This window comes from Marinobacter sp. THAF197a (assembly GCF_009363275.1).
In the GTDB taxonomy this organism is placed as follows: domain Bacteria; phylum Pseudomonadota; class Gammaproteobacteria; order Pseudomonadales; family Oleiphilaceae; genus Marinobacter.
Genome location: NZ_CP045324.1, coordinates 4120250 through 4134142, shown reverse-complemented (window position 1 = coordinate 4134142; position 13893 = coordinate 4120250). Strand labels below are relative to the sequence as shown.

Genomic DNA, 13893 nt, shown 5'->3' with positions numbered 1-13893 from the left:
AATAGGGTTGCTTAACGAAACCAAATTAATGAGGTTGCACATCACATGAGTATGAATCTTGGTCCTATGTTTGAGCCGTTTGAACTTCACAACCTCAAGCTGCGTAACCGCGTAGCCATGGCTCCGATGACCCGTAACTTCTCGCCCAAGGGCGTACCCGGTCAAAACGTGGTGGACTACTACCGCCGCCGCGCCGAAGCCGGCGTTGGCCTGATCATCACCGAGGGCACCATTGTGAACCACGCGGCGGCCAACGGTTACCCGAACGTACCGGCTTTCTACGGTGACGAAGCCCTGGCCGGCTGGAAGAAAGTGGTCGATGCCGTTCACGAAGCTGGCGGTGCCATTTTCCCGCAGCTGTGGCACGTAGGTGCCGTGCGTAAAGAAGGCACCGAGCCGGATCCGTCCGTCCCCGGATACAGCCCGTCTGGCCTGTTCGCCCCAGGCAAGCCCAACGGCAAGGCCATGACCAAAGAAGACATCCAGGACGTGATCAAAGCCTTCGGCGACGCCGCCCAAGACGCCAAAGCATTGGGTTTTGATGGTGTGGAAATCCACGGTGCCCACGGCTACCTGCTGGACCAGTTCCTGTGGGAAGGCACCAACCAGCGTGACGACGAATACGGCGGCAGCCTGGAAAACCGTCTGCGCTTTGTGGTGGAAATCGTCGAAGAAGTACGCCACCGCGTCGGCCCGGATTACCCGATCATGCTGCGTTTCTCCCAGTGGAAGCAGCAGGCGTACGAAGCGAAACTGGTGAACAGCCCGGAAGAGCTCGAACGCTTCCTGAAGCCGTTGGTTGAGGCCGGCGTCGACATTTTCCACGCCTCCACACGCCGCTTCTGGGAGCCGGAATTCGAGGGTTCCAACCTGAACCTGGCTGGCTGGACCCAGAAACTTTCCGGCAAGCCGACCATGTCTGTTGGCAGCGTGGGCCTGACCGAAGACTTCATCAGCGGCACCTTCGCCAGCAAGCAGGAAGCCGTGGAGCAGTCCGGCATCGACGAGCTGGTAGAGCGAATGAACAACGGCGAGTTCGACTTGATTGCGGTCGGCCGGGCCCTGCTGCAAGACCCGGAGTGGCTGGTGAAAGTGAAAGAAGGCCGGCTGAACGAAGTGGAAGCCTTCGCCAAGAAATCCCTGGCCAAGCTTTACTGATCGATCTATCCCTTCGATCCTGCTTGCCGCGGCGCCTGTTCAGGCCCCGCGGCTTTTTTGTGGGTGAAAGTTATCCGGTTGTTAATCGCACAGTTTTACAGAACCGCTATGCTGTGTTCAGTAATGACTCAACCATCGAAAAAGGAGTTGTATATGGCAGTGGCTCGACATCTGAAACTGGCTGGCATGGCCTTGTTGTTGGCGACCCTGGTGGGCTGCGCGACGGTAGGCCGAGACTTTGCGACCCACAATGTGGACCAGATCCGCATTGGTGAAACCACCCGGGCGGACATTCAGGATATGTTCGGCGAGCCCTGGCGCACCGGGGTGGAAGACGGCAAGCGCACCTGGACTTATGGCAAGTATCGCTGGTCTGCCTTTGGTGATGCCGAAACGACGGACCTGGTGGTGCGGTTCAATAGCGATGGCACTGTGTCATCTTACGTGTTTAATACCACCGAGTAAGGCTGTTCAGTGCCGGGGCGGGCTTCAGGTTTGCCCCGGTGCAGTTTTCAACGCCAGCACCTCTTCCTCGTTTAGCCCCTCAATCATGGCCCCCCGGAACTGCCGGTTGATAAACCGTTCGGTTTCCTGCTGAATCTTTTCCCGCTGCTCGGGCTTCTCAATGTAATCCATGGCCCGGAACAGGATATAGCGGATGGTCATGTGGGAAACCTCATGCACCACAGCGGTCTCCACACCCGGCACCAATCCCCGCTCAAGAATGTCCTCCGCCATCTCCCGGGCACTGGCATCCAGCTGCGCCTCCAGCGCCCGGCGTAACACCGGCGAGGGCCCGTGCAGTTCGCGGACGGCTACCGTGGTGGCGGCGGGATTGGCGAGGAAGTAGTGGTACACAAAGGTGACGGTGTCGTGGGATGCCTGCTCGGATGAATCCGCCATCTGCCGCAGTTGTCGCACTCCGGTTTTCATGTCCTCGGCGATATACCCCAGTACCTGCAGCCCGAATTCGTCCAGGCTCTTGAAGTGCCGGTAAAAGGTATTCGGATTCAACCCAGCCTCACGGGCCAGCTCCCGCAGCCCGAGTGATGTCAGGCTCCGTGTTTCGGTAATCAACCGCAGAGCGGCCTGTACCAGTTTCAGTTTTCCGCCGGCCAGTGTGTTCATCTAAGCCTCGTGTTTTTGGAGTTAGGCCGGTCTGGTAGACCTTTCGAAAACCGCTGCGAGTACGTCCATGTACGCTTGCTTTCCGCCATCCATGGCTACAAGCATTTTCGAAAGGTCTACCAGACCGGCCTCTCTAACATTTGAGTATGCGGGCCCTCCCAATTTCACTATTTGGGAGACGGCCTTCATAAAAGTCTAAAGGTTGGTTTGGGGATGGCTTTCCAAAACTGTGCGGAGCCATGGATGGCGGAGCCCAAGCGTCACATGGATGTGCCGAAGGAGCGTGTTTTGGAAAGCCATCCCCAAATCAACCAAACACCATAAGCCAAAGGCCAGCCGGTGCTATCTACCCAAGCAAGCGGCGAACCGAGCACCCAATCTAAAGGCCGCACAGGCCAACAATCTGTCACCCAAGGCCAAACACCCGAACCAGAGTATACAAGTGTCTACCCATGGCGGTATACATGTGTCTACCGGTCAATGATGACCACCCAGACAACAACAGGCAAGGCCAAACAGGCCACACAGGAGTGCAGCAATGACACAAACCGCACAGATCGCCATCATCGGCACCGGCTTCTCCGGCCTCGGCATGGCCATCAAACTCAAAGAAGCCGGCTTCAACGACTTCGTTATCCTCGAACAAAGCGACGACATCGGCGGCACCTGGCACGAAAACCACTACCCCGGTTGCGCCTGCGACGTGCAATCTGCGCTGTACTCCTTCTCATTCGAACAGAACCCCAACTGGACCAGGATGTTCGCGCCCCAGCCGGAAATCAAAGCCTACCTGCGCCACTGCGCGGAAAAGTACGGCCTGCTCGAACACATCCAGCTCAATACCCACGTGGCGGGTGCCCGCTGGAATGAAAAAACCGGGGCCTGGACCATCGAAACCTGCGACAGCCCCAAGCTCTGGGCCTACATGCAAACCAACAACCTGAAGCCCGGGGATGTCCTGGATCGCAGCGATAAAACCCTGCCCAGGTTCCGCAAGCTGCACGCCCAAGTGCTGGTATCCGGCATGGGTGGCCTGAGTACACCTGCCTACCCGGATATCAAGGGCATGGACACCTTCACCGGTACCAGCTTCCACTCCCAGAACTGGGACCACGACTATGATTTTCGCGGCAAGCGAGTGGCGGTGATCGGCACCGGAGCCTCGGCCATCCAGTTTGTGCCGGAGATCGCCAAGGATGCGGCCCACCTGGACCTTTACCAGCGTACCCCACCCTGGATCATGCCCAAGCCGGACCGGGAAATCCGCCCGCTGGAGCGGATGATGTTCCGTAAGGTGCCGCAGACCCTGAATGCGTTTCGTCAGAGCATCTACTGGACGCTGGAAGCCCGGGTGCTGGGCTTTGTCGGTAACCCGCGCATCCTGAAAATCGGTGAGCTGCAGGCCCGGCGCCATATTCGCAGTCAGATCAAAGACAAGGAACTGCGCAAGAAGGTGACGCCGGATTTCCATTTCGGCTGCAAGCGGGTGCTGATCTCCAATAATTACTATCCGGCGCTGGATCAGGATCATGTGGACGTGCTCACCGATGGCATCCGTGAGGTGAAAGGCAACACCATCGTGGATAGCAATGGCACCGAGCGCCAGGTGGACTGCATCGTTTATGGCACCGGCTTCAAGGCCCAGGAGCCGATTCCCCGGGGCATGATCTACGGCCGTGGCGGCCAGGACCTGCTCGATGCCTGGCGCGAAGGGGCGGAAGCCTACAAGGGCACCACGGTAGCCGGCTTCCCCAATTTCTTCATGCTGATGGGCCCGAACACCGGGCTGGGGCACAGCTCCATGGTGTACATGATCGAATCCCAGGTTCAGTACGTGCTGGATGCCCTGAAAAAAATGCAGCACCGGGGCTGGAAGACGGTGGAAGTGAGGGAAGACGCCGTCAGCCAGTACAACGCCTCGATTCACGCCAAGCTTGGCGATTCGGTGTGGCAGACCGGCTGCAAGAGCTGGTACGTGAACGAGAATGGTAAGAACACCACCCTGTGGCCGGGCTTTACCTGGCAGTTCCGGCAGCAGACCAAGCGTTTTGATGCCGAGCAGTATGTGTGTGAAGCGGCGGGAGTGATGGAGCAGGGTGGCGAGCCGGCGTTGGTTGGCTAGAGTCGGAGAGACGGCAGAGTCCGAGCCTGGATGGCCCCGGGCTCTGCGGCTTTTTTTGGCTTGATCTTGGATAGGCGCCAGATTTCCGGTACCTTTGACCACACTACAGGCATGGATTGTGCCGATTAATACTTTGTGGAAACACGGACGTGACCAAAATAGCAGACCCGCACTCGCTTGCGCTTCACGAAGCGTTGATGATCGAGGGTGGCTGGGACCAATACTCCGATAGGGAATTGGCCAGCTACCTTTCGAGCTCCAGTTTTACCCCTGCCCGTTTACGAGACCAGTTAGCCAGTGGCGAGTTGGTGTTGCTGAAAGAGATCCCGGCGGTTCCCGTCTTCCGGCTGGTATCCGGGCGCATTGTTCCCACGGAAAGAGCCTCTGTCGCCATTGCAGAGAATGCCGTCACTGGCTTCGAAAAACGCTTCGGTGACCGAAGAGCTTTTCCTGCAAGGGGCACCGCCTACGCTCATTCCGATAGCCTGGCACCACCACCGAAGCTCGACTACACGCCAGAAACCCCGGTAATTGAACCGCCACCTGAGCCGCTTCCACCGCCTGTGGTAATATCGGAAAACTTTGCCCTTCCGCCCCTGGGCCCAAAGGTATTCGCCAAGTCCTGCACCCGGCCCTCCGGGGATACCGACAGCAACGAGGGGCAGGAAAAGGCCAGTAACTTTGGCACCCTTGCGATGCTTGCCCCCGCCACCGTCACCAGCCCTGGTGCAAACGGCTTGCGGCCGCTGGGCTTGATCTCCGGCTCGGCAATGAGACTGGCAAAAGGCTGGGCTATGGCGGCGCGTATTGGTGCCAGCGTAATGAGTACGGCTGCCAGCACAGTACTTTTGGCACTCTGGCCATCCAAATTGGGCGACAGCACCCTGTACACCAAGGAAGAACTCCTTGAAATGGCTGAGGCGGCCATTCGGGTACGTTTTCATCTGCACGTGGATGCCACCGGAAACCTCCGGGTTGCCGGCTATCATGTCAACGACAGCACTGGATACAAAGACCGGGTTCCGGTTGCTCACGCAGAGCTCAAGGGCGAGAATTTTGAAGTGGTGGTTGACGACGACTTCACCCTCGTCTGGTATCCGGACGAAAGCGGCCATCGCCCGGTTGTGAGCACCGAGTACCCAGCTGACTCCGGGATCGATCCCTATAGTATTCTGGTGACGCCGATTCAGGAGGATGGTCAGGAACATTCGCCGCCGGGCTACCAGCGGCCTTTCGAGGATCAGGTTGAGCTGATCGTAAGTTTTCCGAAGGATAGTGGGATTGAGCCGTTGTATCTGGTTTTTCAGAAGCGGGCTGATAGTGCCGGAGATAGTGGCTTAGTCAAATATGTTCAGCAATCACCAATTGATTTTGAGCATGTACTGAAGGCTGACTACACGAGTAGAGGAAAACCGACCGGCGGCCATACGTTGCTTTATGGCGATGTCAGGATAGTTCCTGGCACCGAAACGATGCCTGATGTTGCGGGTGTATACATGGCTACTGTTGAAGTCCAAGATCCGGCGAATCCAGGGCAGTGGATAACCAAGACGAGTAACAACTCTAGCAACACGATGTTCCCTAAGGATTGGGACGAAACCCGTATTAAAAGTGAAGTTGATGCAGCTTGGAATGATCCAAATAAAATTGTTCAGGGTGATAAGTGGATTTCTGTAACTCCCTCCGGTGTTAGAGTTGAGGGTTGGATTTCACCAAGAACCACAGTTTATCCAGTGTGCCAGGCCCCAAGAACACTTAGAGGTGAGAAATGAAATTAAAATTGTACTATTCCGATGGCGGAAAACACCCTGTTCTAGGGCAAATCTATCATCAGCGCCAAGAGTTTTCTGGTGAACTTGAAGTGGCCCGGTATCAGAGATATCTAGCCAATACCTTAACCAGCATTGCTCAGAATATTGAGGACTGTGACAGGATACTATCCAAAATAAAAATGTTTGAAGAAGGAAAAATAAAAACTCTAGAGGTGGAAGGTAACGACGTTGACGTTTTTATCTCAAGTAATTTTGTTCAGATTAACATAAATGTTAATGAGGATTGGATCGGTCAAGAAGAAGGTAGATTCTCACTTGAGGAATTCAAAGCAGTTCTAAGTGCATGGAGAAAGTTTCTCAATCTCCCCGAGACATTAAGTTCAGAGATCACTGCAGAGTTATAATTCATAGCAGTTGTCCGGTGAAAATTACTTCTATTGTAAAATAGGGTCAAAGCAAAGCCATCGCTTGGAACGATAAGAAAAATTTTCTCAAACGAGTGCTGACAAGAACATTTGCAGGGAACGCATGAACACGGAACACGATACCAATTACCAATACCGCGAGCGGGTGGTAGAGCCCCGTCCGGAAAAAGAGAGGCTGTAAACCAAATTGTGTAACTGCCCACGACTGAGTAATCTTTTCAAAAGGATACCATCGTGGGTACGCAATTGGACCAAGAAAAACTCAAAGCCATGGCCGCCGAGCTGGCCAAAGACATCAAGTCTGAAAAAGATCTCGGAGCCCTCACACAGCAGCTGGTCAAGCTCACCGTCGAGACCGCACTCAACGCCGAACTGGATGAGCATCTTGGATACGAGAAGCACGCTCTTGAAGGCCGTGGCACCGGCAACAGCCGTAACGGCTATTCTGCCAAGCGCCTGAAGGGCCAACACGGCGAAGTACCGATACAGGCTCCTCGGGACCGGGACGGTTCCTTCGAGCCTCAGTTCGTCCGTAAAGGCCAGTCCCGCCTGACTCAGATGGATGACCAGATCCTAGCGCTTTACGCCAAGGGCCTGAGCACCCGAGACATCGTAGACGCCTTCAAGGAAATGTACGACGCCGACATCTCGGCGACTCTGGTGTCCAAGGTGACGGAGCGTGTGATCGATCAGGTTCACGAGTGGCAGAATCGCCCTGTTGATCCGATCTACCCCATCGTCTATCTGGACTGCATCGTTCTGAAAATTCGTCAGGACAAGAGGGTCATCAACAAGTCCCTATACCTGGCCCTGGGTATCAACATGGAGGGCCAGAAAGAGTTACTGGGCCTCTGGCTGGCCGAAACCGAGGGTGCGAAGTTCTGGCTATCGGTACTGACGGAACTGAAGAACCGTGGTTTGGAGGACATCCTGATCGCCTGTGTGGATGGCCTCAAAGGGTTCCCGGATGCCATTGCCGCTGAGTACCCCCAAACCAAGGTGCAACTGTGCATCGTGCACATGGTTCGCAATTCGCTGCGCTACGTGTCCTGGAAGGACTACAAGGCTGTGACGTCCGATCTGAAGCAGATCTATCAGTCCGCCACGGAACATGAAGCCCGGCAGGCACTGGCGGCCTTTGGAGAGCGCTGGGACAGCCAATACCCACAGATCTCTCGTTCCTGGCAAAGCCACTGGGAGAACCTGATCACCATCTTCGAGTACCCGCCGGCGATCCGGAAAGTGATCTACACCACCAATGCTATTGAGTCACTGAACAGTGTCATCCGCAAAGCCACCAAGCGCCGGAAGCTGTTCCCAAGTGATGACTCGGCCCTGAAAGTGGCCTTCCTGGCGATCCAGCAGGCCTCAAAGAAATGGACCATGCCGATCCGTGATTGGAAGCCGGCATTGAATCGCTTTATTATCGAATTCGGTGACCGCCTGGACGGCCACCTGTAATGGGGTGGGCAGTTACACAGATTTATTTACAGGCTCGAAAAAGAGCTTCGCTTTCGGAACGGACGAATTCCCGGATATTTTTCGATATTTCTCGGCGGCTTGAGCCTAGCGGCCGTGCTTGCCTACCTGTTCCCTTCCTACCTGACTACCACCGATCTTCGTGCCGCGTATGATGCTGAGGCACTTCAGGATGTCTTAAAGTACGGCATGTGGTTCTCCCTCTTTTTCGGCATCACCACTTTTGTGCTTGATCGGCGCAAACGGCTTGGCGCTGCGGGCATTGCCATGACGCTGATCGCGTTTGCTCTGGGTGGCTACAACGTTCCTGTTGGGCCGGTGGAGCCGAAACCGCTGTCGCTCGGTGTGGACTGGCTGATTTTAGCCTTTCTGGGTTCCACTATTGTCTTCACCAGCCTGGAGAAGCTCTTTCCGAAGTATCGGGAGCAGGTCATCTTGCGGGATGAATGGGGTCTGGATTTCTTTTACTTCTGCTTGAATCACTTGCTGATCTCAGCGGTTCTGCTGTTTGGCAATTTCCTGGTGACACACTTCGAGTGGGTGGCCAGCGACAGCCTGCAGGCGGCGATCCAGAGCACGCCTTTATGGCTGCAGGTAGTAATGCTGATTCTGGTTGCCGATTTCGTTCTGTATTGGGAGCACCGGGTATTCCATGAAGTCCGGCGGCTGTGGCCGTTTCATGCGGTCCATCATTCGGTGGAAACCATGGACTGGCTGGCAGGCTCCCGTGCCCATGTGGTTCAGATTTTCATTGAACGTGGATTGGTTATGCTGGCTCTGTATCTGCTTGGTGCCAGCAAGGAAGCACTGGACATCTATGTGACGTTCGCCGCGCTGCAGGCCATCATTATCCACAGCAATCTTAATGTGCCCTGGGGGCCGCTTAAGTACCTGTTGGTAACGCCGCAGTTTCACCACTGGCACCACAGTTCGGAGAAGCCGGCCATCGATACCAATTACTCGGCACACACGGTGCTCTTTGACCGGCTGTTTGGCACTTACCATTTCCCGAAAGCGCACTGGCCGGCGGAGTATGGTACCACCCAGAAACTGCCGGGTTCCTACCTGGGGCAGCTGTTCTATCCGTTCCGCAGGCGCTGACGGACATTAGGCCTGGCAGTTGCCGTCAGGGTGATGCAATGGGATGATGCGCGGGTTGTGTGCCGCCCGCGCATTTACCCATCATTTGAAACTGGCAGGATGTCATGGCCAACCGAACCTCCACCCGACTGAACAAATACATCAGCGAGAGCGGCATGTGTTCGCGCCGGGATGCTGACCGGTACATCGAGCAGGGCAACGTGCACATCAACGGGCGACGGGCCCAGGTGGGTGATCAGGTGTTGCCGGGCGATGTGGTGAAAGTGAACGGCCAGGTGGTGGAGCCCCGGGACGAGGAAGATCTGGTCTTCATTGCCCTGAACAAACCGGTGGGCATTGTCAGCACCACCGACAGCGCGGAAAAAGACAATATCCAGCGCTTTGTCGGCCACAGCGAGCGCATTTTCCCCATTGGCCGCCTCGATAAGGATTCCCAGGGGCTGATTTTCCTCACCAGCAATGGTGATCTGGTGAACAAGATCCTGCGGGCCGGCAATAACCACGAGAAAGAATACCTGGTGACCGTCGACAAGCCGGTGACCCGGGAGTTTGTGGAAGGCATGAGCAACGGCGTGCCGATTCTGGGGACGATGACCAAGCGCTGCAAGGTGGAGAGAGCCTCCCGGTTTGTCTTCCGGATCATATTGGTGCAGGGCCTGAACCGCCAGATCCGCCGGATGGCGGAATACTTTGGCTATGAGGTGACGAAGCTGGAGCGGGTGCGGATTATGAACGTCAGCCTGCAAGGTTTGCCGGTGGGCGCCTGGCGGGATCTGACGGAGAAGGAACTGGCGGTGCTGTTTGATGCCATTCGGGATTCGTCCTCGGAAGCGACGCACCCGGCGGCCAGCAAGCCCCGTAAGAAACCCGCCGGGGCCAAAGGCGCCCGCCCGGGTGCCGGTGGTAAACCGGCCAGGGCCGGCGCAAAGCCTTCAGGTAAACCTTCCCCCGGCCGAGGTGGAAAGGGAGCCGGTAAAGGCACCGGCAAACCGCCTGCAGGCAAGCCTGGCCGTGGCCCGAAGGCCGGTGGGCGCACGACCGGCCCGAAAGGCAAACCCGGCAAGCCGCGCAAGCCCTCCATCAAGAAGCGTTGATCCGTTCCGCCGGCCAATAGGTTCTCTTCCTTACGGCAGAATCTGCCCACAGGCGCTATGCTTACCGGCTTTAACCCCTGGCCGGATTTGCTTGAATGTTTGAATCGTTTTTCGCCACTTACCTCAGCAGTACCATCCGTTTTCTGTTCCTGCTGGCACCGTTCTTTGTGGTCACCATGTTCCTGGCGCTGACCCGCGGCCTGCCGTCGGCGGAGAAGGCGTCGATCATTCGCCGGGCCTGTGTTTCGGCGTTTATTTTGGGTGTGGTGCTGTTCTTTGCCGGGCCGCTGTTGTTCAGCGCCATCGGTATTACCCTGAACTCTTTCCGCATTGGCGCCGGCAGCCTGCTGTTCCTCACGGCTATCAGTCTGGTGACCAGCGGCACCCGCAACCATGCCACGGGCCTGCCAGAGGAAGACCGCGACGATATCGCCGTGGTGCCCCTGGCCATTCCGGTGATGATCGGCCCGGCGACCATCGGTGCCATCATGGTCTACGGTGCCGAGCTGAAAGCTGTTCACGAAGTGGCTGGCGGTTTGCTGGGTCTGGTCTCCGGCTTGCTGATTCTGGCGGTGTTGTTGCGGTTGTCCGGCTACCTGGAAAAAGTGCTGGGTAAAACCGGCCTGAACATCATGTCGAAAATCAGTGGCCTGATTCTCTCTGCCATGGCGGCGGAAATCGTGCTGACCGGTATCGCCGGCTTTATTGCAAGCACTCAAGGCGCCTGACAGAATCAGGCCTTCGTATCGTCTGCAGGTTTGTTATGCCCGCCAACACCATTGATCACAATCGTACCCGCTACAACTTTGACGGCATCGACTCGGTCTGGTTGTTCGGTTACGGGTCTTTGATTTACAAGGTGGATTTCCCGTTCCTGGAACAGCGGCCGGCCTCCATTCGCGGTTGGGCTCGCCGGTTCTGGCAGGGTTCCCACGACCATCGTGGCACGCCTGAGGCTCCTGGCCGGGTGGTCACGCTGATCGAGCAACCCGGAGCGGTCTGCCGGGGCATGGCGTTCCGGGTATCGCCGAATGTCTTTGAGTATCTGGATGTGCGGGAGAAAAACGGTTACCTGCGCTTCAGCACCACCATGACCTTTGACGATGGCAGCCATGCCGAGGGCTTGGTGTATATCGCCACGGAAGACAACGAAGCGTTTCTGGGCGAGGCTCCGGAAGCCGATATTGCTGCCCAGATTGCCGCAGCGGCTGGCCCCAGTGGGCCCAATTCCGAATATCTGCTCAGGCTGGCGGAGTCCCTGCGGGCGTTGGGGGATGACTGCCGCCATACCTTTTCGATTGAATCTCACCTCACCCGTTCCGGGCCTGTCGAGGCTTCGGACAGTTAAACGTCAACCCATGTAAAGCTTGTGCAAAACCGGCCCTTGGGCGCTGACATCTCCCTTCTGATCATTAATCTGGTGGCAAGGCTTCACGGAATGTTTCCGTTTAGCATGGTTCCAGTCGATAGGGACGGGAGAGTCATGATGAAACGATTACTGATCAGCAGTACCCTGATTGTCGCCCTGGGCTTTGCCGGTATGGCCCAGGCAGACGGCTACCGTGGCCACGGCCATCCGCCGGGTATCCAGAAGCAGTTGGACCGGGGCAAGGCGCTGCCACCGGGCCATCAGAAGAAAATGCTGCGTGCCGAGCATCGCCGGTCTTACCATGATCGCCACCGCGACAACCGCTATCGGGATAATCGCCACAAGCATCGGTACGACCGCCGGGACTATGGTAAAAAGCATTCCCATTACCGATACAAACCGAAGTACCACAACCATCGCAGTGGTTACCGGTCATCCCTGGGGTACAACGACCGGATACCGCCGGAGTATCGGGCAGCCCGGATCATTCGTGATACCCAGATTCTTATTGACCAGACCCGCCGGTAGGTTCGGCAACCAGCCTTTCCGGGCGCTCTTCCCGGGCTGCGGGGTTAAACCCCCGCGCCGGGGTGCGGCGCCGGTGCCGCAAGCCAATCAGCACCAGCGGCACCACAATCATCAGACTGCCGGCCAGGAACCACAGGTCCGGCACCTCACCAAACCAGATCCAGCCAATGGCGACGGCCCAGATCAGCCCGGTGTATTCGGCGCTGGTGACCTGATTGGCATCCACCTGCCGGTAGGCCAGCAACACGGTGATGTTGTAGCCGAGGATGAACAGAGCTGAGCCGGCGGCGCTGATCAGGATCTGCGGGTTCCAGGCCGCGCCTTCCCATAGCGCCAGGGCAGCCGCAGCCGGCACAATCAACAGGTAGTTCAGGAACAGCTTGTGGACGGTGGTCTGCTCTTTGGGCAATTGGCGGACCATCACGGCGTTGATGGCCAGGGCGAAGGCCGAGCCCAGGGCCGCAATCACTGCCCAGTTGAATTCCACCGGGCGCAGGATGACGATGATGCCGGCAAAGCCACTGAAGACGGCGGTGACGCTCAGGGGTGTGAGTTGTTCCCGGAAGAAAAAGGCGGAGAGCACCATCACCAGTATCGGGGCAGCGTAGAACAGGGCGTTGGCGGTGGCCAGCGGCAAGTTGGTGAGGGCGATCACCATGCAGACGATGCCGACCAGGTGGATGTGGGCACGTATGGCGTGGATTCTCAGGCCGCCGAAGAGGTTCTGGCGGTCGAGTTTGCGGGCTAGGGGAATCAGGAAGGCCAGGGTCAGGAGGCAGCGCAGGAAGGCGAACTGGAAGACCGGGGCGCCGGGTTCCAGCAGTTTGATAAATACATCGGAGAGGATGGCCATGGCGTTGCCGATGACCAGCAGCAGAATGGCGCTGTTGACGGTTTTGCCTGACACGGTGGTGCTCCTTTTCCTACCTGAATTTCGCTGTTTTAGTGCAGGAGTGGGTAGGCGGTAGGGCTTCCGAAAACCGCTGCGAGTACGTCCATGTACGCTTGCTTTCCGCCATCCGTGGCTACAAGCATTTTCGGAAGCCCTACCGCCTACCCACTCTCGTACCTTGTGTCAGTCCAAGGCTAAGGTGAGATCTGGTGGTCTTTGAAATCAGATACTTGCGGCGGGGTCACCAAAATTACGATTCTGAGTGACCGTGATAAGGCGAGATTTCTCATGACTTTCCATGGATAGCATGAGATTTTTCAAAAAAGGTGCATTAACGCAAAGGTTTATAGAGCAAGGACGACAGATTTAGCAGCGATAAGAGACTAAGTAAAGGGTTAATCATTTTACCTCTAGAATCAGAGTTTAAAGGAAAGTGAATAACTCAACGTACCCGTTCTCGGATGATCGATTTGACAGGGCGAGTCATGAGCATGCGTCCAGCCAGCCATTTTCATTAATGGACAATTTCGAGTTCTAGGGATAAATGGAGCCAAGACTCCCAGTCGTTGCAATACTTCGGCGACGGTATAGCTTCGCACCAGTATACCCCGGACCGCTTAATCCTTGAATTCTGGGGGATAACGTTGGCTGCTCATGGCAATTCCACCTATGCTCTAATCATAGGTTAGGAGTGTCCACGGGGGGAAGTCGATCCGGATGTGGTGATCTGTCCGCACAAGGAGAGATGATGAGGTGATTTCAGCTCATCGAATCAAATGAGTCCTCCTTCGGCATCGAAAACATATCAGATCAACCGATATTGCT

General features: G+C 56.5%; 13 protein-coding genes. 11 read left to right on the top strand and 2 right to left on the bottom strand.

What is annotated here, in order from left to right:
* Positions 1 to 45 precede the first annotated feature (45 nt).
* Positions 46 to 1158, top strand: coding sequence for an NADH:flavin oxidoreductase (locus FIV08_RS19010; RefSeq protein WP_072675936.1), 1113 nt, complete (start codon positions 46 to 48; stop codon positions 1156 to 1158).
* A gap of 153 nt (positions 1159 to 1311) precedes the next feature.
* On the top strand, positions 1312 to 1623 hold the full coding sequence (gene bamE / locus FIV08_RS19005; RefSeq protein ID WP_052009733.1) for an outer membrane protein assembly factor BamE domain-containing protein: 312 nt from the start codon (positions 1312 to 1314) through the stop codon (positions 1621 to 1623).
* Positions 1624 to 1647: 24 nt separating this feature from the next.
* On the opposite strand, the gene FIV08_RS19000 is transcribed toward bamE, so the two are convergent.
* Positions 1648 to 2286, bottom strand: coding sequence for a TetR family transcriptional regulator (locus tag FIV08_RS19000; protein WP_152439459.1), 639 nt, complete (start codon positions 2284 to 2286; stop codon positions 1648 to 1650).
* A gap of 538 nt (positions 2287 to 2824) precedes the next feature.
* Between FIV08_RS19000 and FIV08_RS18995 the strand changes: the two genes are divergently transcribed.
* The 9 genes from FIV08_RS18995 (at position 2825) to FIV08_RS18955 (ending at position 12176) form a co-directional block, all read left to right on the top strand.
* Positions 2825 to 4408 (top strand): flavin-containing monooxygenase, encoded by a 1584-nt coding sequence (locus FIV08_RS18995; protein ID WP_152439458.1) that lies wholly within the window; start codon positions 2825 to 2827, stop codon positions 4406 to 4408.
* A gap of 149 nt (positions 4409 to 4557) precedes the next feature.
* Positions 4558 to 6180 carry an S-type pyocin domain-containing protein gene (locus FIV08_RS18990; RefSeq protein WP_152439457.1) on the top strand — a complete coding sequence of 541 codons (1623 nt, stop codon included), beginning with the start codon at positions 4558 to 4560 and terminating at the stop codon, positions 6178 to 6180.
* Entirely contained in the window at positions 6177 to 6584 is a 408-nt protein-coding gene (locus FIV08_RS18985; protein WP_152439456.1) for a hypothetical protein, read from the top strand. The genes FIV08_RS18990 and FIV08_RS18985 overlap by 4 nt, the downstream gene beginning before the upstream one ends.
* Positions 6585 to 6851: 267 nt before the next feature.
* Entirely contained in the window at positions 6852 to 8066 is a 1215-nt protein-coding gene (locus tag FIV08_RS18980) for an IS256 family transposase (protein ID WP_152439549.1), read from the top strand.
* 99 nt (positions 8067 to 8165) lie between these two features.
* A complete protein-coding gene (locus tag FIV08_RS18975) occupies positions 8166 to 9185 on the top strand; it encodes a sterol desaturase family protein (RefSeq protein ID WP_228718369.1) in 1020 nt (339 codons plus the stop codon).
* Between the two features lie 104 nt (positions 9186 to 9289).
* Positions 9290 to 10279 carry a 23S rRNA pseudouridine(2604) synthase RluF gene (rluF, locus tag FIV08_RS18970; protein ID WP_152439454.1) on the top strand — a complete coding sequence of 330 codons (990 nt, stop codon included), beginning with the start codon at positions 9290 to 9292 and terminating at the stop codon, positions 10277 to 10279.
* A gap of 95 nt (positions 10280 to 10374) precedes the next feature.
* Positions 10375 to 11007 carry a MarC family protein gene (locus FIV08_RS18965; protein ID WP_152439453.1) on the top strand — a complete coding sequence of 211 codons (633 nt, stop codon included), beginning with the start codon at positions 10375 to 10377 and terminating at the stop codon, positions 11005 to 11007.
* Between the two features lie 35 nt (positions 11008 to 11042).
* On the top strand, positions 11043 to 11627 hold the full coding sequence (locus FIV08_RS18960) for a gamma-glutamylcyclotransferase (protein ID WP_152439452.1): 585 nt from the start codon (positions 11043 to 11045) through the stop codon (positions 11625 to 11627).
* A gap of 135 nt (positions 11628 to 11762) precedes the next feature.
* On the top strand, positions 11763 to 12176 hold the full coding sequence (locus FIV08_RS18955) for a hypothetical protein (RefSeq protein ID WP_146136838.1): 414 nt from the start codon (positions 11763 to 11765) through the stop codon (positions 12174 to 12176).
* Here FIV08_RS18955 and FIV08_RS18950 read toward each other — a convergent pair.
* A complete protein-coding gene (locus FIV08_RS18950) occupies positions 12154 to 13083 on the bottom strand; it encodes a DMT family transporter (protein ID WP_152439451.1) in 930 nt (309 codons plus the stop codon). The genes FIV08_RS18955 and FIV08_RS18950 overlap by 23 nt on opposite strands.
* Positions 13084 to 13893 lie beyond the last annotated feature (810 nt).

Coding starts and splice junctions, on each gene's coding strand:
- FIV08_RS19010 (WP_072675936.1), top strand. CDS start 46: ATGAGTATGAATCTTGGTCCTATGTTTGAGCCGTTTGAACTTCACAAC.
- bamE (WP_052009733.1), top strand. CDS start 1,312: ATGGCAGTGGCTCGACATCTGAAACTGGCTGGCATGGCCTTGTTGTTG.
- FIV08_RS19000 (WP_152439459.1), bottom strand. CDS start 2,286: ATGAACACACTGGCCGGCGGAAAACTGAAACTGGTACAGGCCGCTCTG.
- FIV08_RS18995 (WP_152439458.1), top strand. CDS start 2,825: ATGACACAAACCGCACAGATCGCCATCATCGGCACCGGCTTCTCCGGC.
- FIV08_RS18985 (WP_152439456.1), top strand. CDS start 6,177: ATGAAATTAAAATTGTACTATTCCGATGGCGGAAAACACCCTGTTCTA.
- rluF (WP_152439454.1), top strand. CDS start 9,290: ATGGCCAACCGAACCTCCACCCGACTGAACAAATACATCAGCGAGAGC.
- FIV08_RS18965 (WP_152439453.1), top strand. CDS start 10,375: ATGTTTGAATCGTTTTTCGCCACTTACCTCAGCAGTACCATCCGTTTT.
- FIV08_RS18960 (WP_152439452.1), top strand. CDS start 11,043: ATGCCCGCCAACACCATTGATCACAATCGTACCCGCTACAACTTTGAC.
- FIV08_RS18955 (WP_146136838.1), top strand. CDS start 11,763: ATGATGAAACGATTACTGATCAGCAGTACCCTGATTGTCGCCCTGGGC.